The 16997-nt window shown below is 65.9% G+C and carries 20 protein-coding genes and 1 pseudogene; 10 read left to right on the top strand and 11 right to left on the bottom strand.

Translation table 11 applies throughout. The annotated features are described in order from the left end of the window. The 3 genes and pseudogenes from ACLKOZ_RS05785 to ACLKOZ_RS05775 form a co-directional block, all read left to right on the top strand. Positions 1–387, top strand: a pseudogene (locus ACLKOZ_RS05785) (DUF3618 domain-containing protein); the annotation flags it as partial. A gap of 95 nt (positions 388–482) precedes the next feature. Continuing rightward, positions 483–1577 carry a YihY/virulence factor BrkB family protein gene (locus ACLKOZ_RS05780; protein WP_436473499.1) on the top strand — a complete coding sequence of 365 codons (1095 nt, stop codon included), beginning with the start codon at positions 483–485 and terminating at the stop codon, positions 1575–1577. A gap of 280 nt (positions 1578–1857) precedes the next feature. Continuing rightward, positions 1858–2034 carry a CsbD family protein gene (locus tag ACLKOZ_RS05775; protein ID WP_436473497.1) on the top strand — a complete coding sequence of 59 codons (177 nt, stop codon included), beginning with the start codon at positions 1858–1860 and terminating at the stop codon, positions 2032–2034. A 77-nt stretch (positions 2035–2111) separates the two neighbouring features. On the opposite strand, the gene ACLKOZ_RS05770 is transcribed toward ACLKOZ_RS05775, so the two are convergent. The 5 genes from ACLKOZ_RS05770 to ACLKOZ_RS05750 all read right to left on the bottom strand — a co-directional run bounded on the left by ACLKOZ_RS05770 (position 2112) and on the right by ACLKOZ_RS05750 (position 6747). Continuing rightward, on the bottom strand, positions 2112–2840 hold the full coding sequence (locus tag ACLKOZ_RS05770; protein ID WP_436473495.1) for a glycosyltransferase: 729 nt from the start codon (positions 2838–2840) through the stop codon (positions 2112–2114). A 1-nt stretch (position 2841) separates the two neighbouring features. After that, the gene (locus tag ACLKOZ_RS05765; RefSeq protein ID WP_436473493.1) at positions 2842–4281 is read right to left on the bottom strand and encodes a PIG-L family deacetylase; all 1440 of its coding nucleotides are present in this window, start codon (positions 4279–4281) and stop codon (positions 2842–2844) included. Next, entirely contained in the window at positions 4275–5447 is a 1173-nt protein-coding gene (locus ACLKOZ_RS05760; RefSeq protein WP_436473491.1) for a hypothetical protein, read from the bottom strand. The genes ACLKOZ_RS05765 and ACLKOZ_RS05760 overlap by 7 nt, the downstream gene beginning before the upstream one ends. Positions 5448–5467: 20 nt before the next feature. Next, positions 5468–5947: a Dps family protein gene (locus tag ACLKOZ_RS05755; protein ID WP_337350780.1), complete on the bottom strand. Its 480-nt coding sequence runs from the start codon at positions 5945–5947 to the stop codon at positions 5468–5470. 122 nt (positions 5948–6069) lie between these two features. After that, entirely contained in the window at positions 6070–6747 is a 678-nt protein-coding gene (locus ACLKOZ_RS05750; protein WP_436473489.1) for an O-methyltransferase, read from the bottom strand. A gap of 252 nt (positions 6748–6999) precedes the next feature. Between ACLKOZ_RS05750 and ACLKOZ_RS05745 the strand changes: the two genes are divergently transcribed. The 3 genes from ACLKOZ_RS05745 to ACLKOZ_RS05735 all read left to right on the top strand — a co-directional run bounded on the left by ACLKOZ_RS05745 (position 7000) and on the right by ACLKOZ_RS05735 (position 8778). Then, complete coding sequence (locus ACLKOZ_RS05745) at positions 7000–7728, top strand: GAF and ANTAR domain-containing protein (protein ID WP_436473487.1); 729 nt, start codon at positions 7000–7002, stop codon at positions 7726–7728. An 85-nt stretch (positions 7729–7813) separates the two neighbouring features. Next, positions 7814–8563 (top strand): ANTAR domain-containing protein, encoded by a 750-nt coding sequence (locus tag ACLKOZ_RS05740; RefSeq protein ID WP_436473485.1) that lies wholly within the window; start codon positions 7814–7816, stop codon positions 8561–8563. Next, entirely contained in the window at positions 8560–8778 is a 219-nt protein-coding gene (locus tag ACLKOZ_RS05735; protein ID WP_376044370.1) for a hypothetical protein, read from the top strand. Before ACLKOZ_RS05740 ends, ACLKOZ_RS05735 begins: the two co-directional genes overlap by 4 nt. 27 nt (positions 8779–8805) lie before the next feature. On the opposite strand, the gene ACLKOZ_RS05730 is transcribed toward ACLKOZ_RS05735, so the two are convergent. Continuing rightward, positions 8806–9129: a thiamine-binding protein gene (locus ACLKOZ_RS05730; RefSeq protein ID WP_337345594.1), complete on the bottom strand. Its 324-nt coding sequence runs from the start codon at positions 9127–9129 to the stop codon at positions 8806–8808. Positions 9130–9249: 120 nt separating this feature from the next. Between ACLKOZ_RS05730 and ACLKOZ_RS05725 the strand changes: the two genes are divergently transcribed. Both ACLKOZ_RS05725 and ACLKOZ_RS05720 read left to right on the top strand, forming a co-directional pair. Further along, positions 9250–9915 (top strand): TetR/AcrR family transcriptional regulator, encoded by a 666-nt coding sequence (locus tag ACLKOZ_RS05725; protein ID WP_436473482.1) that lies wholly within the window; start codon positions 9250–9252, stop codon positions 9913–9915. Between the two features lie 177 nt (positions 9916–10092). Continuing rightward, complete coding sequence (locus tag ACLKOZ_RS05720) at positions 10093–10317, top strand: hypothetical protein (protein ID WP_337345592.1); 225 nt, start codon at positions 10093–10095, stop codon at positions 10315–10317. 76 nt (positions 10318–10393) lie between these two features. On the opposite strand, the gene ACLKOZ_RS05715 is transcribed toward ACLKOZ_RS05720, so the two are convergent. The 5 genes from ACLKOZ_RS05715 to ACLKOZ_RS05695 all read right to left on the bottom strand — a co-directional run bounded on the left by ACLKOZ_RS05715 (position 10394) and on the right by ACLKOZ_RS05695 (position 13707). Beyond that, a complete protein-coding gene (locus ACLKOZ_RS05715) occupies positions 10394–10669 on the bottom strand; it encodes a hypothetical protein (RefSeq protein ID WP_337345591.1) in 276 nt (91 codons plus the stop codon). Positions 10670–11107: 438 nt separating this feature from the next. After that, positions 11108–11419, bottom strand: a complete 312-nt coding sequence (locus ACLKOZ_RS05710) for an AzlD domain-containing protein (protein ID WP_436473479.1) — start codon at positions 11417–11419, stop codon at positions 11108–11110. Further along, positions 11416–12267: an AzlC family ABC transporter permease gene (locus tag ACLKOZ_RS05705; protein WP_436473477.1), complete on the bottom strand. Its 852-nt coding sequence runs from the start codon at positions 12265–12267 to the stop codon at positions 11416–11418. Before ACLKOZ_RS05705 ends, ACLKOZ_RS05710 begins: the two co-directional genes overlap by 4 nt. Further along, positions 12225–12710 (bottom strand): DoxX family protein, encoded by a 486-nt coding sequence (locus ACLKOZ_RS05700; RefSeq protein WP_436473475.1) that lies wholly within the window; start codon positions 12708–12710, stop codon positions 12225–12227. Before ACLKOZ_RS05700 ends, ACLKOZ_RS05705 begins: the two co-directional genes overlap by 43 nt. A gap of 121 nt (positions 12711–12831) precedes the next feature. Then, positions 12832–13707, bottom strand: coding sequence for a glycerophosphodiester phosphodiesterase family protein (locus tag ACLKOZ_RS05695; RefSeq protein WP_436473473.1), 876 nt, complete (start codon positions 13705–13707; stop codon positions 12832–12834). Between the two features lie 50 nt (positions 13708–13757). On the opposite strand from ACLKOZ_RS05695, the gene ACLKOZ_RS05690 reads away from it, so the two are divergent. Beyond that, the gene (locus tag ACLKOZ_RS05690; protein ID WP_337345586.1) at positions 13758–15095 is read left to right on the top strand and encodes a DUF445 domain-containing protein; all 1338 of its coding nucleotides are present in this window, start codon (positions 13758–13760) and stop codon (positions 15093–15095) included. A 114-nt stretch (positions 15096–15209) separates the two neighbouring features. Next, entirely contained in the window at positions 15210–16727 is a 1518-nt protein-coding gene (locus ACLKOZ_RS05685; protein ID WP_436473471.1) for a DUF222 domain-containing protein, read from the top strand. The last annotated feature ends 270 nt before the right edge of the window (positions 16728–16997 follow it).

Below are 16997 nucleotides of genomic sequence, written 5' to 3'. Positions count from 1 at the left end.
ACCGTCGGCTCCACCCTCGGAGACGCCGGCCAGGCAATCAGCGACGCCCCGGCCCAGGTCAAAACCAAAACCCAGGGCAACCCCCTGGCCGCCGGCCTGATCGCGTTCGGCGCCGGCATGCTGCTCTCCTCCCTGATCCCGGCCAGTGAGAAGGAACGCGAAGCAGCCGACGCCCTCAAAACCGCCGCTGAACCACTCACCACCGAGCTCACCGACGCCGCCAAAGACATGGCCCAGGGCCTGAAGGAACCCGCCCAGGAAGCCATGGAAAACGTCAAGGCCACCGCCGCCGACGCCGCCGAACACGTCAAAACCGAAGGCCAATACGCCGCCGCCGACGTCAAAGACAAAGCAACAGAGGCCAAGGACCACGTCCAAAACCCCTAACCCCGACCCAGCAGACAGGCCGGCAACCCGCCTCCCCCGGCGGCGCCGGCCTGTCTGCTTTTCACCTCGAGTTTTCACCGCGAGAGAGGACTCCCATGGCAACCCATGATGCCCCCGAAACCAGCACCGCCAAAGCGTCCAAGGCCCCGGCACCGGACGATCCCCGTAAGCCGGACAGTCCCACGGACGTCAACAAGCCATCCTGGAAGTACATCGCCAAAAAGACCTTGCGGGAGTTCTCGAAGGATCTATGCCCCGACCTTGCCGCTGCCCTCACCTATTACGCCGTGTTGTCCCTGTTTCCTGCGCTCCTGGCACTCGTCTCCCTGGTGGGTATCTTCGGCGATCCGGAAAAGACGACGGCGGTGCTGTTGGAGATCGTCCGGGGCATCGCCCCCGAGGACACTGTCAACACGGTGAGCGGCCCTGTTGAGGAACTTGCAGCTTCTCCGGCGGCAGGCCTCACACTAGTCCTCGGCCTGGCAACCGCTTTATGGTCGGCTTCCGGATATGTAGGTGCGTTCGGCCGGGCCATGAACCGCGTCTACGAGGTGGACGAGGGCCGGGCCTTCCTCAAGCTGCGCGGAACAATGCTGGCAGTCACCCTGCTTGCGGTAGTCATCGTCGCCCTGCTGGCCGGCATGTTGGTCCTCAGCGGACCGGTCTCGGAAGCCGTTGGAGGTGCCATCGGGCTGAGCGGGGCCTTCCTCGCGGTGTGGAACATTGCGAAGTGGCCGGTAATCGTCGCGCTTGTCATCGTGATCATCGCCGTCCTGTACTACGCCACCCCGAACGTGAAGCAGCCCAAATTCCGGTGGATGAGCATCGGGTCGCTGATCGCGCTGGTGATTTTTATTCTTGCCTCCTTGGGCTTCGCGTTCTATGTGGCCAATTTCGGCAACTACAACAAGACATACGGGGCGCTGGGCGGCGTGATCGTGATGCTCCTGTGGCTGTGGATTCTGAACATGTCGCTGCTGTTCGGTGCGGAGTTCGACGCCGAGATGGAACGCGGTCGCCAGCTCCAGGCCGGCATCGAGGCCGAGGAGACCATCCAGCTGCCTCCGCGTGACACGAAAAAGAGCGAAAAACTGCAGAAGCAGGAGGAGGAAGACATCCAGCACGGCCGCGAACTCCGCGAGCGTCACAGTGGTGACGCCCGCGACGGGGACGCTAATCGGCAGGGCTAGGCAGGGCCCCCATCTTGGAGGAAAATCGAAGAAGCAGATCCTGTCCAGGTTTCCCAGGCCATCCCTGGCCCGGGTATAAGGCGGGGTCGGCGGTGAGTTGGCCTCTTCTGAGACCGAGGCCAGTCCCCCCAGTCGCCGTCGGCCCCCTTGATCCTTTCCGTTGGGATTGCTTCCCGACTTCGCGCCGTCGCTGGCCCTGTTGACCAATGCCATCGCTGGCTACCATTGAAGAATCACCGGCGACATTCCGCCGCCGCAACAAGCCGTAGGGAGAATCACCATGGGTTTGGATGACAAGATCGAGAACACCGCCGAGAAGATGGGCGGAAAGGCCAAAGAGACCGCAGGCAAGGCGACAGACGACGAGCGCCTCGAGGCCGAAGGACAGATGGACCAGTCCAAGGCGGACCTGAAGCAGGCCGGCGAGAAGGTCAAGGACGCCTTCAAGAAGGACTGACTCTTTCAACACCTGACCCACGGGCCGGGGCGGCAGGCGAGAGCCTGCTGGCCCGGCCCGGCTGTTTTATGGCCCGGCTATCCTTCCGCGGCTACTGCCGGTTCCAGGCCCAGCGCCAACAGATAGGCGCCAAAACCGTGCGGCGCCCGGGCATGGAGGCGGCCCGATGTCAGCACCCGGATGCTGTCGGTTGCCCTTACCCTGAACCCGTGGCGGCGCAGCTTCTGCACCAGCCCGCGGTCCTCGTGTGATCGCTGGCGCGGGAACCCTCCCGCCAGTTCGTAGGCCGAGGCCCGCACGCCGAAACTTGCCCCGTAGACGTGGGCATGGTGCTCCTCAACGGGATGCCGGGCGTGCCAGCGCCGCAGGATCTCAGGGTCCATGCCGTCCGGGTCCGGCTCCACCGAGCCGAGTACGGCATCCGTACCGGCGTCCGCCAGCTCCACCTGGCGCTGCAGCCAGTTCACCGGAACGATGGAATCGGCGTCCGTGTTGGCCAACCATAGACTTCCGGGTGACGGACGGGTAGCCAGCAGAGCCTCAATGCCTGCCCGACGGCTTTTCCCAACGCTCCGGAAGTCCACCTCCAGCACCCTGAACCTCGAATCGGCTGCCGCGAACCGCAGGGCGACCCCGCGGGAGCCATCGGTGCAGCTGTCCAGGACCACTATGATCTCGACGCCAACGTGCGGCCTGTCCGGCTTCAGCGCGTTGGCTGCCGCGCGGACCCCGCTGAGAGCCCGGGCCAGGAAGTACTCCTCGTTGTGGACCGGCACCACCACCGCAACCTGCCCGATACGCTCCATCTCACTGCTCCCCGGGCAAAGCAGCGGGACGGTCAGGCGACGCCGGGGATTCGGGAGCCACCAGGATTTCCAGCACAAAGTCGGGCTCCCGGTACAGGCCGGCGGCGGGCCACGCCAATCGGTTCCGGGCCAGCGTGTGGACGGTATCGCCATCGAGCTCCCAGCCGGAGACGGTGTGCCTCCAGTGGCACATCACGAGGGTGCCACCCGGCGCCATGGAGGCCTCGATACGTTCCAGGAGCAGCCCGAACTCGGCCGGAGACAGATAGTATCCCACCTCCGAAACCACTATCAGGTCATAGGTGCCCTCCGGCCACTCCCGGGGAAGAGTGAGCTGCCGGGTCCTCACGCCGGGATATGCAGCCAGCCGCGCGGCGGCACGCTCCAAGGCGGTGCTGCTGGCATCAACGGCCAGGAGGCTGGCACAGCGGTCCGCGAGGTCAACGGTGAGCGTGCCGATCGAGCAGCCCACCTCCAGCCCGGACCGGTAGTGTTCCTGGGGCAGGGCAGCCAGGGTCAACGCGCGCTTCCGGCGTTCGTACCAGCTGGTGGTGTACTGCCACGGATCCTCGGAAGCCGAATGGACCTCATCGAAGATCCGTTCGGCATCGGCACTGCTGTGGGGAGTGGCCGCACGGGTTGTGGCACCACGGGTTTCGCGGATATTTGCTGCCGCCGGCGTCCAGGCGAAGGCTTCAAAGGGGCGGTCAAAGTGCCGGAGGAATTCTGCGCTCAGTAACGCTTCGTCCCCCGGGAGGGGCGACAGCGGGAGGACCTGGCTTGCGTGGGCGTGCATCGCCGCAGCCTTGGCCGCGTGTGTTGCCGGGTCCAGCGGCAGGCGGAACCAGGACTCCCACGCGGGGTGCGACGGCGCCGCCCACAACCAGTACCAGATGGGGTATTCCAGCAGTCCGTGGCCGCCGTCGCGCGCCACCTCTGCCGCGGCCGTTCCCAGGGCATCGTGGTCTGCGTGGCCGTCGCCGCGATAGGGGGCCACAATCACCAGCTGGTCCGCCGGGCCGGGGTGGTCACGCGTTGCGTCCCGGATCCCCGCCGTCATCGCATCCCGATGCCGCTCCAAACCGCTGTCCGGAAGCCCCAGGAAGCGCCAGTTTCCGGCGTGGCCCAACGCCGCCAGGGCCGCGGCAAACTCGTTGACGCGGGTAGTTCCCAACTGGCCCGGGGAAACCGTTTCGGACTCGGGATGCGAGCCCTCCCCCGCGGTGAACAACAAAATTTCGACGTCGGCCCCGAGGCTGTGCAGCTGCGCCAGCAGGCCCCCGGCCCCCAGTGTCTCGTCATCGGGATGGGCCGCCAGGACCACGAACCTCAGGCCTGCCAGTTCATCCTGCCCCAGCGGCAGCCCGGCGAGGTCAGCCAATCCGCTGGCAGCCCAGGCGGCCTCGTCCGTGCCCTTGTCGGTGTGCGAAAAGCTCACCAAGGCGGCTCCCCTTTCAAGGTCAGCGCCCCGAGCTGCGCGTCGTCCCGCAGGGCGTGGTGCTGGCGAACGTAGAGGGCCAGATCGGCCATCCGTTTGGCGTAGGGTTCGTCGAAAGCAAGTGGTGCCGGTCCGCGGTCACGGCTGACAAGGGCCAGGACGCGTTCGACGGCGGCCGCCACGGTACCGCGGACGCGCAGGGCTTCGCTCCACGGGCTCCGTTCCCCGCCCTCGGGTTGATCGCCGCCCGCGAGTCCGCCGTCGTCAATCAATGCTGCTGTCCGCGCCAGGTACTGGAGGGCGGACGTCAGGATGCGGTCAACCTCGCCCAGGCTGGCGAAGGCAATCTGGTCCGGTTCGCGTCCTCTACCCGCGGCGGCGCGCAGGGAGTCCCGGTAATCCCTGGCCACGGCTACTGCCCCGCCCAGCCAGCACGCGGCCACGCCCATGCCGCCCCAGGCAAAGCCCGGACGGCTGAAGTACCAGCCATCGCCGCCCAACTGCTCCGCCGGCACCTGGTTGAAGTGCACTGTCCCGCTGGGGATCTCCTGAAGTCCGCGGGCTATCCACGCCGGCTCGTCACACGTCACTCCGGGATGGTGCAGGTTCACGGCAAAGGCGGCCCTGCCACCCGCGTCCGTGTGCGCGGTAATCACTGCGTGGTCCAGCAGCGGCGCCAGGGAGCACCACGGTTTTGAACCGTCCAGGAGGACGCCAGCGCCTCGTGCTTTGGCCTCCAACCTGGCGCCTGGGCCCTCGGCGGCAAACACACCCCAGGCGCCTTCCACCGGGCGCAGATCCCTGCCTGACTGGGCAAGGATGGCCAGCGCGTCGAGGTGTGGCTCGAAGATCCGGCCGGCAGCAACGTCCACTGCGGCGACGGAGGCCAGCAGTTCCCAAAGCGCCGCGGTGTTGCCCTGTCCAGGCTGGGGCCATGTCCGTCCTGCGTCCCGGGCGAGCGACAGAAGTGCCGGCACGTCCCCCACCGCAGAGGCCACGGCATCGAGCAACCGGTCCAGGCCCGGGTGCGGGACTGCAGTTGGCGGAACCGGCCCCTGCGCTTCCGCACGGGATCCGCCCCGTCCTGGTTCGCGGGGACCCGGTGGGAACGTGACGGCCCACGGACGGCGGACCTCCGCGGGGTCGGTCCGCGTGCTGGATTCCTTCATGGGCGCGAGCCTGCCGAAGCCTATTTGTCGGCTGCCTCGGTGACTGCTGCTGAGGGCGTCATCGTCTCGGCGTTCACCATCCAGGCAAGCTGCTCCAGGCGTTCAATGATGGCGTGGAGCAGGTCCGCGCTGGTGGGGTCTTCCTCATCCACTTCGTCATGTACATCCCGCGCAGTCTTGACAGTCCTTTCCAACCTGGCCGTAACCAGTTTCACGGCGTCTTTGGTGGACGTCAGCCCGGCGGGGAACTCATCCAACCGCGTGTCAGCTGAGACTGTTTGGCTCCGCCCGTCCGGAAGGGCGTGCAGGGCACGCATCCTTTCTGCTGCCTCATCCGCGAACTGGCGGGCTGCGGCGATGATTTCGTCCAGCTGCAGGTGGAGGTCCCGGAAGTTCGTTCCCACGATGTTCCAGTGCGCCTGCTTGCCCTGCATATGCAGTTCGATCAGGTCCGTGAGAACCAACTGAAGGTTACTGGCCAGAGTGGGTGACGCTTTCATCATTTCCTCCGCTGCAATGTTTACGTACCGGCCGGGGATCCGGACCGAAATTTATTCTAAGCATACTTAGCAATTCTTCGGACAGCGCTTTCTGCCGGACAACCCGCTTCGCAGCACGGCTGTCAGCGAACCACTGCGAGCGCGAAGCCGTCCCATCCCTTGGAGCCGACGGTCTGGATCACGGTGGCATCAAGCCGCGGGTGGTTGCCCATCAGTTCCAGCGCGCCTACGATCCCTGGCGCGTTCACTGGGTCCAGGGACGTCTCCAGCACGGCCCCTTCCCACACGGCGTTGTCCAGGACTACCGTGGTGCCCGGACGGCCCAGCCGGACCGCCCACTCAAGGTAGTTGGAGTCGTTCTCCTTGTCCGCGTCAATAAAGACAAAATCGAATGGCTCCTGGCCTTCAGCTTCCAATGCGGCCAAGGAATCCAGCGCGGGGCCGATGCGGATTTCCACCTTGTGGCCCACGCCGGCGGCATCCAGGTTCGCTCTGGCCACCTCCGCATGTTTGGTGAGGTATTCGCACGTGACCAGCCGGCCGTCGTCGGGAAGCCCCTGGGCCATCCAGATAGTGCTGAAACCTGCCAGCGTGCCGATCTCCAAAACGCGGCGCGCGCCGGACACCTGGACCAAGAGCTTAAGCAGCTTCCCGGCGTTGGGGGTCACCTCAATCGGGGGCATCCCGGCGTCGACGGCGGATTGCACCGCCCGCTGCAAGGATCCGTTGGGATGGACCACCGAGTCGGTCAGGAATTTTTCGACTGCAATCCAGCCTGGCTGGGGCTTGTGCTCGAACATGGCCACAGTCTGGCATGGGGGCGGGCGCGGGTCCAGACATGCCTCCCAACGTCCGGGACGGGGCTGTATCTTGTGCAGACCATTGAGCGTAGGCTCAAAATGAGAGCGCAATCCAAGGATTCGTGCGCAAGCATCCCGTCGAAAACGGGGCTTCGGCTCCAGAACGCCAGTTCGGGAGCGCCCTAGGCTGTGGCCCACCGCAGCCACTCCCGGCACCTCAGGGTCCGGGACCACCCAGAATCGAGGCTCGGCATGGCCTCAGAACATACATCCGCATCATCGGTGGAAGATCTTCAGGACCTGCTGCTGGAAAGCCAGGACTTCGAATCGTTCCTCCTGGACCTCACGCTTTACTCAGCCACATTGCTGGGCACGGACGCACCTATCCTGTGCGCCATCTCGGTTCAGCGCAATGGGAAGGCCTTCACTGTGGCCAGCAGTGATGCGCAGGCCCGCCTTTTGGATGAGCGGCAGTACGAGCTCGACGACGGTCCTTGCCTCAGTGCCTTGCGCACCGGGCATACGGTGCAGGTGGACGATCTCCGCACGGACCAACGATGGAACCGCTACTTTGAAGCGACCAGGAGTACGGGCGTCAGGTCAGTGTTAGCAGTGCCCATCGACGCCGGCGGGGAAGCTTCGGCCGCGCTGAACTGCTACGCACACCGGGACGCTGCGTTCGGGCCCGACACACAAGCCGCCATCGAGTGGTACGCCCAGTCCCTCTCCCGTCCGCTTCGCCTCGCCCTGCTGGTTCATCCTCCGCTTCAACAGCCGACCTACCCGGAAGAATTACGGGCCGCCCTTCGTTCCCGCGCCACCATGGACGCGGCCCTCGCCCTGGTCATGGCGCACACGCGCTCAAGCCGTGAAGCCGCCATTACCCTCCTGGAGGAAGCCGCCAGGACCAGGAAGGTGAGGCTTCCGGCGCTGGCCCTGGACATCGTCAGGGGCGCGGCCATCCCGGCCGCCTCACAGTAGGCCAAGCCATGCGGTCTATGCTGGAACCAGCGGCAGCGCTCGTATTCCTCCTGCCGGACCAACGGCAAGCAGGAGGCCACCCGTAATGCGCAGAGAGTCCGTGACCGGCGAACTTCAGGCGGTCTTCGCGCGCGTTTCCGGCCTGTTGCTCACCGAACACGTTGCAGGGCCAGCGATCGCAAAGATTGCCCAGGCCGCGCTTGAAAGCATCCCCGGCAGCGTCGGGGCCGGGGCCACCCTCATTGATGCCCAGGGCCGTCCCACCAGCCGGGCTTCCACCAGCACACTCGTGGAAGAAGCCGACCAGTTGCAGTACGAACTCGGCCAGGGCCCATGCCTCGCGGCGTGGGCAGGAACCCTAACCATCCGGGTGGATAACGCCGCCACGGAAACGCGCTGGCCCAGATGGAGCGAAGCGAGCGCTCAGCGTGGCCTGGTGTCCTGCCTAAGCGTCCCCCTCCTCCTCCCCGGAGGCAACGGAACGGGACCGGCCCAAGCCATCGGCGCCCTGAAGGTCTACGGCAGCCACCCCAACGCCTTCGACGCCGGCAGCGAGCACCTCCTCGAACTCCTCGCCACCCCCGCGGCCGTTTTGCTTGCCAACATCCAGGCGCATGACAGCGCCGAGCGACTCAGCGCTGACCTCAAAAAATCCCTGCACAGCCGGAGCGTGATCGACATGGCGAAGGGGGTGCTGATGGAGCGGCTGAACCTGGACGAGCGCGCCGCGCTGCGTGCCCTGACTGACCAGTCACGCCAGGAAGGAGCTCCGCTCTTCGCAGTCGCACTCAACGTGCTTGACCGCCCCGCAGAACCTGACCACGAACGGCCATGAACGTTGACGAGACTGCCGAGGAGCAGCGGGAACGGACGGCTGAGGCATACCGCCAGGCCGGCCTGACCCTTGAGTCACTGTGGTTGCATTACTTCAGCATCGGCGGCGACGCAGGTGAGCTGGAAATCGACGCCTACTTGAACAGGTCCTACATGCTCCGGCCCGTTCAACGCGACCTCTTGGACCACGCCGTCCACGAACTGGATGGCCACTAACTGACAGCCTGGTGGGGAGCCAAGGGCTCACGCGTCCTTTGCGAGCGCGCCTTCCAGCCGGTTCACCTTGGCGGTGAGTTCCCCTGAATAGCCGGGCCGGATGTCCGCCTTGATGACCAGGGAGACCCTGCTGCCGAACTGCCCAACGGCCTCGGTGGCCCTTTTCACCACGTCAAAGACTTCATCCCATTCACCCTCGATGGTGGTGAACATGGAATCCGTCTGGTTGGGAAGCCCCGACTCCCGGACGATTTTCACCGCGGCGGCAACGGCGTCGTGCACTGAGGCGTCGGTGGGGCGGGAACCGCCAACCGGCGTGCCGGACGGAGCAACAGAGAATGCAAGCAACATACAGCCAGTCTGCCACGGCAGCGGGACGGCGAGGAGGCTCCCGCTGCCCCGTCCACGTCACATAACCGCCTACCCTCCAGTAACGGTGATCGCCCCGGGCTCCGTTGCTAACCTGATCGCATGAGCATCGCAGTCGCCCGAAAACCACTCCGCGCAGACGCAGCGCGCAACGTGGACAAGATCATTACGGCGGCCCGGCAATGCTTCCAGGAATTCGGTCCGGAAGTGCCGCTGCAGACCATCGCCACCACGGCCGGCGTCGGACCGGCAACCCTCTTCCGCAACTTCGCGGACAAGGAAGAACTGGTACTGGCCGCCCTTAACCGCCAGCTCAGGCTGACAGTGGATCCCGTGATCGACGACGCCCTGGCGGACATTGATGCAGCCGCCGGACTGTTCCGGGTCATCGAGGCGATCATGGCCGCAGCCAGCACCGATGCGAACCTGCTCGGCGCCGTAGCCGGGCGGCGACAGCTCCTGACGGGCATCACCGGCTCCCTTATCGATTCCATCGGCATCCTGCTCGGACGCGGGCAGGGACAGGGCACGCTGCGCCCTGACATCTCCATGACGGACATCTTCCGGCTGCTCGCCATGCTGATCGGCGTCGTGGACACGATGGAGCCTGGTTCCGATGCCTGGCGCCGCCCCGTGGCCCTCGTCGAGGACGCAATCCGCTCCGAACGGCCGCATCGGCCTCTTCCTGCACACGTTCCCTTGCCCGCAGCCCAACTGACCGGCGACCGACTGTCCGGCGAATACGTCCCGGGACGCCGGTTCAGCTAGGCGGGCAGCGGGCCGTTAAGCGCGCACCGTCGGTCAAGAGCGCCGTAGGCGGCCCATTGTGGGCTTCCAGTCGTTGGAATAGACTCAAGTGGGGTTACGCAGCCAGCCTCTGAATTCCCAGATGGAGCGACCCATGAACAGTTTCCTGCGTACCCGATCCGACGAAATCACGCCACGATGAACAGTTCACAGCTGTCCCATTTCATCAATGACCCCCGCGGACCGGAAGATGTACTTCCGCACCTTTCCGCCGAGGAACTGGCAAACCTCCTGGACGCACTGTTCCAGAACCTCGACACGGCCACCCCGGAATTCGGCGCCCAGGTCTGGTACGAACTCGCCGTTGAAGAATGCGGCCGCCGGGCCGGCTCGGTCGATGGCGCGGCCCACGGCGTAGCCTGACTGCACAGGAGTGCACACACTGCCGGCCCGCGGGTCAGCGCGGACACCGCGGGCACGGCGCTAATCCCCGATTCCTCTAGCTATCGTCCTTCTTGCTTTCGTCCTTCTTGCTTTCGTCTTCGGGCGAAGTCTGAGGGTGTGTGTCGGAATGGGGAGTATGTTCCTTAGCTTCACGCAGGTGCTGCTGGAGCTTTTCCTCGGCTTCCCGCCGGCGGCGCGCTTTGTCGCGAAGTTCCCGGGTGGCCTCGGAACCGCTGGAGTCAATGTAGGCCGGTCGCACCTTGGGATGGTTACCGGTGGTCGCGGCTTCGGCACCATCATCCTGGGCCGTAGCTTGCGGCTGATCGTTCATGATGTTCCTCCTTCGGGCCGCCTGGCTGGATGGCGGCCCCTCTTCAGTGGACCATACATCCATCCCGAAAGGGTCAATCGTTAAGCGCTGACTCGCGGTTGCGCAGTTCGTGGCGCAGGGCTGCACGCAGGGCCGAGACATCGGGCTCATGCCCCAAATCCAACGCCATGGTGATGCGCTCAGAGAGCATTTTCAGGTCCGAGGCAGGAACATCTGATAACGACCTGAAGCGGGAAAAGAACCTCTTCGCGGGCAAGCCCGCACGTCGTTTGGACGCCACTTTGGGTGGCGTCCCGGATCTGTTGCCGGCTATATACAGTGGGTTTTCCATGGTCACCGCTTAAACAAGAAAGGTCCATGGCCAACTGCATAGCCAAGCCCATAGTACCGCCGCTGTGTTCCGCGTCACCATAGGCAGGCGCAACGGGGAGGCTCGAGTCAGTTCCAGCCAATGAGCCGAAGGCCGGCGGCAGCCCCGGCACCCACCAGCACCACCACCAGGAACGGTGCCCGGAAGGCCAGGGCAACCGCTGCCGCCACGAGCGCACCCAACCTCGCATCGGCCGCCAGGTTTTGCCCGGACGCTACTGCATTGACCACCGTCAGTGAAGCGAGCAGGCCGATCGTCATGGTGCCTGCCACGCGCGACATGCGGGGATCTTTCAGGAGCCTCGCAGGTACAAAGTAGCCCACCAGCTTCCACGCATAGGCAAGGGCACACGCCAGCAGCAGCCAAGTCCAAAGGTTCACGCGTCCGCCTTCGTCGGGCCAGCCGGGCCAGTCGGGCCAGCCGGGCCAGTCGGGCCAGTAGGGCCCAGGGAGTGGTGACCGCCGTGGTGGCTGTGATGATGTTCCGCGTACGGATCTATGTCGGGTTCCAGGCCCTCGTCGCTGCGGCCGTGACTGAACCAGCCGATCACGGCCGCAACCACGGCAGCGACCAGGATGGGCACCCCGGCCGGCACGAACGGCACCGCGAGGACGGTCGCCAGGGCACAGACGACCGCGATGGCTACCGGCTCCCGGCCTTTCAGCCGCGGCCACAGGAGGGCCAGGAAAGCTGCGACGGCCGCTCCATCCAACCCCCATTGCTTTGGATCGCCGAGCCCCGCCCCGGCAAGGGCGCCCACGGCTGTAAACAGATTCCACAGGACATAGATGCCGATCCCTGCCGCCCAGAAGCCTCGTAACTGCTCAGCAGGATCGGTCTGGCCGGTGCTGGTGGCTGTCGACTCGTCGATGGTGAGCTGCGCTGCCACATACTTGCGCCAGCCCGTCGGGTGGAGGAGCGCGTTGAGCTGCATACCGTAAATGCCGTTGCGCATCCCCAGCAGGGTGGCTGCGCTCATAGCGGCAACGCCGGATCCGCCGCCCGCCACTACTCCTATGAACGCGAACTGGGAACCTCCGCTGAACAGCAGGAGGCTCAGCGCCATGGTCTGCCAGAAGTTCAGGCCCGAGGTGACAGACAGGGCGCCAAAGGAAACTCCGTAGAGTCCCGTAGCGATGCTGATGGACAGCCCCACCCGGACTGCCGGGGATGCCAGGAGTTTCCTCAACTGGGCCGCCGTCCGGCGTTCCGCAGGCTCCAGGCCCACAGAATCAGCGGCATCTGCAGTGGCAAACGGGCCATGTGCACTGCGCGCTGGGTTGATGAACCCTCCGGGCGGCAGGCGCGCCGGACGGCGTCCACGTGGCCTGCCACGAACACGCCGAAGAGAGCCGCGACGCCGGTGGCCGTGGTGCGTCGCGTTGCGGGGATGAGAAGGCCGACGGCGGCGCCCGCCTCCACGAGGCCGCTGAGCGCGATCCACTCCTCCCGCGTCATCACGGCGAGGGGCCGTGCGGCGGGCGGTGCGCCGGCAGCCGGGGTGTCGCCGTCGTCGCGGCAGAGATAATCCGGAACCACCTGGCGAAAGAAGCCGGGATCGCGGAAGTGTTTCATGGCGCTAGCCATGAGCAGCGCGCTCAGGGCTGGCGCAGCGAGTGCATGGGTGGCGGTGCTGGACCGATGAACGGCGCCGGGCCAGTGAAAAGGCATGGTTCCACTCAACCACAGCCCCGTCCGGCCTATGAACCGCGGCTTGGGACCCGTGGGCCGGCGACTGACCAGATCGGCCGCCGAACCGGTTGGCAGCTTCAGCTGGCCATCACCCGCCCGCCTAAAGCTGGGCCAACACCCGCGCAGGCATGTTCGTGGTGATCTCGTGGATGCCCAGTCCCTGGCAAAGCGCCACGTCCCGTTCGGAATCCACCGTCCATACGCGGAAGCGTCGGCCGGATTCCAGCCAGCGCTGCACGGTGCGGGCATGATGGCGGACATAGTCGATGCCCGGCCCGGCCAGCCTCACTTCGCAGTCGTCCAGGATGCGTTCGCCTTCCAGCTGCGCGGCCTTCATGACATTGGCGATGGCGCTGCCGGTCAGTACACCCAGGCCTAACTCCTCACGGATTTCATCAACATCAATTTCGTCCACCAACTGGCAGATGAATTCCGCGGGAACCATGCGGAGCAGGTGCTTCACCGAATCCGGGCTGAAGCTCATGAACGTCACCCGCACGTTGTCCACCGATGAGGTCCCAGGGTCCCAGCCTTCACTCCGAAGAACGCTCAGGACGCGGTCTTCCAGCTTGAGCTGGTAAGGGCTCGGGTGCTTCAACTCTATTGCCAGGCCCACGGGCCGCCCAGCGGCGCGGAGGATACCCAGTAGCTCAGCCAAGGTGAGGAACTGTTCTGACCGGGCTCCGTATTTCTCGGGAATCCGCACGCCCTTCCACGACGAGAAATCCAGGAGCCTCAGCTCCTGGAGCGTGCGGTCCGCAACCGGCCCGGTGCCGTCGGAGGTGCGGTCCAGATTCGCATCGTGGAGCAGGACCACGTGTTGGTCCCGCGTGAGGTGGACGTCGCACTCAACGCCGTCGGCGCCGTCGGCCAGTGCCTGGAGGTACGCAGCGCGGGTGTGTTCGGCAAAGGCGGCACTGGCGCCCCGGTGGGCAAAGACCAGGGGCCGGTGGGGTACAGACTCGTCGGTGGCCATGCTGACACGGTAGCCGACCCTGGGATCGTATGCGGGACTAGGCTTGGCACATGCAGGTGAACTCTGAGCCAATTACCCGGCAGAACCCCACCCGGCCCGACGTGCCCGCCCAAGGGGGCGCCGCCGTCGTCGGCCATCAACTCAGCGCCGGTGACGCCGAAAAGGCGGCAGCGCTGCGGAAAATGAAGCTTCTGGCACTGGGCCTGCTCATCGCCATGGCGGTTATTTTCGTGTTCGCCTTCGCTTTGCAGAAGGAGTATCCGTGGCTGCAGTACGTCCGGGCTGCTGCCGAAGGCGGCATGGTGGGTGCGCTGGCCGACTGGTTCGCCGTTACGGCGCTGTTCAAATACCCGATGGGGATCAAGATCCCGCATACGGCCATTATTCCGCGGCGCAAGGACCAGATCGGGGCGTCGTTGGGTGAGTTCGTGGAGACCAATTTCCTCTCCGAGCAGGTGGTGCAGGAAAAGCTTGCGAGCGTGAACATTGCCCGGAGGGCCGGCGAATGGCTCGCCTCTCCCGGCGGCCCGGAGCGTGTGGCCAAGGAGGGTGCCGCTGTCATCCGCGGCGCCTTCAAGGTGTTGAACGACGACGACGTCCAGGCGGTTATCGAGGGAATGGTGCGCAAGCATTTGCTGGCACCGCCGTGGGGACCTCCCGTGGGACGGATGGCGGAGCGGATCTTCGCCGACGGCCACCACCACAAACTGGTGGACCTGCTGGTGGACCGTGCCGCCGACTGGGTGGACGACAACCACGAAACCGTCACCCGGCTCGTCTCGGACCGTTCGCCCACCTGGGTTCCGCAGTTTGTGGACGGGCTCGTGGGAGACAAGGTTTATGTGGAGATCCTCAAATTCACCCGTGCCGTTCAGTCCGATCCCAACCACCAGGTGCGCCAGTCGATCGACAAGTACCTCAACGACCTCGCGCAGGACCTCCAGCATGATCCCGCAATGATCGCGCGGGCGGAGGACATTAAAGCGCAGGTCCTCGGAGATCCGGAGGTCCGCGAACTGGCCTCCCGGACCTGGGGCACAGTGAAGAACGCACTGCTCACGGCCGTGGACGATCCCGACAGCGAACTGACGGTGAAGTTCAAGGCAGCCGTCCGTGACTTCGGCTCGCGCTTGGTCAACGACGCCGAACTGGCCGGGAAGGTCAATGCCTGGATCGGCGATGCGGCGGGCTATCTGGTCCGGACGTACCGTTCGGACATTGCGGGCGTGATCACCGATACCGTGGCACGCTGGGATGCCGAAGAAACGTCGCAGAAGATCGAGCTCCAGGTGGGCAAGGACCTGCAGTTCATCCGGATCAACGGGACCGTGGTGGGATCCCTGGCCGGGCTCGCCATCTTCAGCGCGGCGCATCTGGTCTTCGGCTGACCCGCCCCTCTGGCGCAGCCGGAACGTCCCGAGGTTCGGGTAGCGGGGTCGGGGTTATCCACATAGGCGATCGGCTGGGCTGTTTTTGTTGGCGGGTCGCTGGATGATGGGGGTATGGGGATCCCGGGTGTTGACGAGGCGGTGGAGGCCTTCGAGGCTGCTGCTGCCGAGTTTGCTGCCTGTGTGCGCCGGGGGCTGGGTGGCCCCGGTTCCGGGACGGGTTCCGGGACGGGTTCCGGGGATGGTGATCCTTTGCGGGGGCAGGCCGATGCGTGCCTGGACGGGCTGGGCGGTTCGGTCCGGGTGGACGCGATGGTTGCGGCGTTCAGGGTTCGCCTGGCCGCCGCGTATGCGGGGAAGGCTGCGGCCCTGGACGGCCCGGTCAGGAGCCCGGGGGAACACACGGCCCAGGAGATGGGTGTGGTGTCCGAGGTCGCGTGTGCCCTGACGGTGAGTGAACGCTCGGCTTCTGCGCTGTTGGCGCAGGCGCATGAGCTGACCACTGTCCTGCCGCTGACGCTGGCCGCGCTGCAGTCCGGGGATCTGTCGTGGCAGCACGCGCGGGTCATGGTCGACGAAACGACCGGCCTGGATGCGGCCGGTGCGGCGGCGTTGGAGGCCCGTTTCCTCGGCCCGGACGTGCCGGACCGGGCCCGGGAGTGCCCGGCCGGTGAGCTGGTCCCGTCCCGGTTCCGGGCCAAGGCCAGGACCTGGCGGGAACGGCACCACCCGGTGAGTATTGAAAAGCGCCACGCCAGGAGCGTGCTGGACCGTCGGCTGGAGTACGTCCCGGACCGGGACGGCATGGCCTGGCTTTCGGCCTACCTGCCCGCAGACCGGGCAGCCGGGATCTGGAACGGCATCACCGCCACCGCCCGGGCACTCCAGGGCCCGGCCGAGACCCGCACCATGACCCAGCTCCGCGCCGACATCGCAGCCAAACTGCTCCTCAGCTCGGGCGCCGCAGACGATACGTCAGTCGATGTATCAACGGCTGACGGCGGCCCCGCCGACGTCCTGCCGGGCAACGACTTGATGGCGGGCCGGGTCCCGTCACCGGCGGCGCAGGTCCTGGTGACCGTGCCGGTGTTCGCGCTGATGGGCCTCACCGACGAACCAGCCACCCTCGACGGTTACGGGCCGATCCCGGCATCGATGGCCCGCAACCTGGTCGCCAACGGCGCCGGCTCGTTCCACCGCGTGCTGACCGACCCCCGGAACGGGGCGCCGCTGGAGATCGGCCGCCAAAGCTACCGGATCCCCGCCGCGATGCGCCAATGGCTGAGAATGCGGGACGGCAAATGTCCGTTCCCCGGCTGTTCGAACCAGTCCCTGGACGACGCAGCCGACCACCTCCTCGCCTGGGCCGACGGCGGCACCACCGGCATCAGCAACCTCGGCCAGCCCTGCCCCAAACACCACCGGCTAAAACACACCACCGCCTGGACACCCACCGAAGCCAGCATCGACAAACCACCAGGCTGGACCTCACCCACCGGCCGCCACTACCAAAGCGAACACCAAGACTGGGAACCACCCCAATGGCCACCCCAGATCCTCTGCCCGATCCCGGACCAAGAACACAACCCCGCCGTGCCTGCGGGTGTCCTACCCGGAGATGCCCTGCGTTGAGACGTCCTGCGTCGAGATGTCCTGCCGTAGGCGCCCGGGCCCGATGAAGCCCTGCCCGGAGAGGGCCTGCGCTGGGATGTCCTGCGTTGAGACGTCCTGCGTCGAGATGTCCTGCCGTAGGCGCCCAACCCCGCTAAAGCCCCTCCCCGAAAATGCCTGCGCTGAGATGTCCTGCGTTGAGACGTCCTGCGTCGAGATGTCCTGCCGTAGGCGCCCGGGCCCGATGAAGCCCTGCCCGGAGAGGGCCTGCGCTGGGATGTCCTGCGTTGA

It is taken from the genome of Arthrobacter sp. R4, from assembly GCF_051365025.1.
Classification (GTDB): domain Bacteria; phylum Actinomycetota; class Actinomycetes; order Actinomycetales; family Micrococcaceae; genus Arthrobacter.
The sequence above is the reverse complement of the archived record's forward strand: the minus strand, read 5'-3'. Positions and strand labels throughout refer to the sequence as shown.

Excerpts from the sequence above, each read along its gene's own strand:
- ACLKOZ_RS05720 (WP_337345592.1), top strand. The coding sequence starts at position 10,093 with ATGAACAGTTCACAGCTGTCCCATTTCATCAATGACCCCCGCGGACCG.
- ACLKOZ_RS05730 (WP_337345594.1), bottom strand. The coding sequence starts at position 9,129 with ATGTTGCTTGCATTCTCTGTTGCTCCGTCCGGCACGCCGGTTGGCGGT.
- ACLKOZ_RS05745 (WP_436473487.1), top strand. The coding sequence starts at position 7,000 with ATGGCCTCAGAACATACATCCGCATCATCGGTGGAAGATCTTCAGGAC.
- ACLKOZ_RS05755 (WP_337350780.1), bottom strand. The coding sequence starts at position 5,947 with ATGAAAGCGTCACCCACTCTGGCCAGTAACCTTCAGTTGGTTCTCACG.
- ACLKOZ_RS05780 (WP_436473499.1), top strand. The coding sequence starts at position 483 with ATGGCAACCCATGATGCCCCCGAAACCAGCACCGCCAAAGCGTCCAAG.
- ACLKOZ_RS05715 (WP_337345591.1), bottom strand. The coding sequence starts at position 10,669 with ATGAACGATCAGCCGCAAGCTACGGCCCAGGATGATGGTGCCGAAGCC.
- ACLKOZ_RS05740 (WP_436473485.1), top strand. The coding sequence starts at position 7,814 with ATGCGCAGAGAGTCCGTGACCGGCGAACTTCAGGCGGTCTTCGCGCGC.
- ACLKOZ_RS05760 (WP_436473491.1), bottom strand. The coding sequence starts at position 5,447 with ATGAAGGAATCCAGCACGCGGACCGACCCCGCGGAGGTCCGCCGTCCG.
- ACLKOZ_RS05685 (WP_436473471.1), top strand. The coding sequence starts at position 15,210 with ATGGGGATCCCGGGTGTTGACGAGGCGGTGGAGGCCTTCGAGGCTGCT.
- ACLKOZ_RS05725 (WP_436473482.1), top strand. The coding sequence starts at position 9,250 with ATGAGCATCGCAGTCGCCCGAAAACCACTCCGCGCAGACGCAGCGCGC.
- ACLKOZ_RS05770 (WP_436473495.1), bottom strand. The coding sequence starts at position 2,840 with ATGGAGCGTATCGGGCAGGTTGCGGTGGTGGTGCCGGTCCACAACGAG.
- ACLKOZ_RS05735 (WP_376044370.1), top strand. The coding sequence starts at position 8,560 with ATGAACGTTGACGAGACTGCCGAGGAGCAGCGGGAACGGACGGCTGAG.
- ACLKOZ_RS05690 (WP_337345586.1), top strand. The coding sequence starts at position 13,758 with ATGCAGGTGAACTCTGAGCCAATTACCCGGCAGAACCCCACCCGGCCC.
- ACLKOZ_RS05700 (WP_436473475.1), bottom strand. The coding sequence starts at position 12,710 with ATGCCTTTTCACTGGCCCGGCGCCGTTCATCGGTCCAGCACCGCCACC.
- ACLKOZ_RS05750 (WP_436473489.1), bottom strand. The coding sequence starts at position 6,747 with ATGTTCGAGCACAAGCCCCAGCCAGGCTGGATTGCAGTCGAAAAATTC.
- ACLKOZ_RS05775 (WP_436473497.1), top strand. The coding sequence starts at position 1,858 with ATGGGTTTGGATGACAAGATCGAGAACACCGCCGAGAAGATGGGCGGA.
- ACLKOZ_RS05695 (WP_436473473.1), bottom strand. The coding sequence starts at position 13,707 with ATGGCCACCGACGAGTCTGTACCCCACCGGCCCCTGGTCTTTGCCCAC.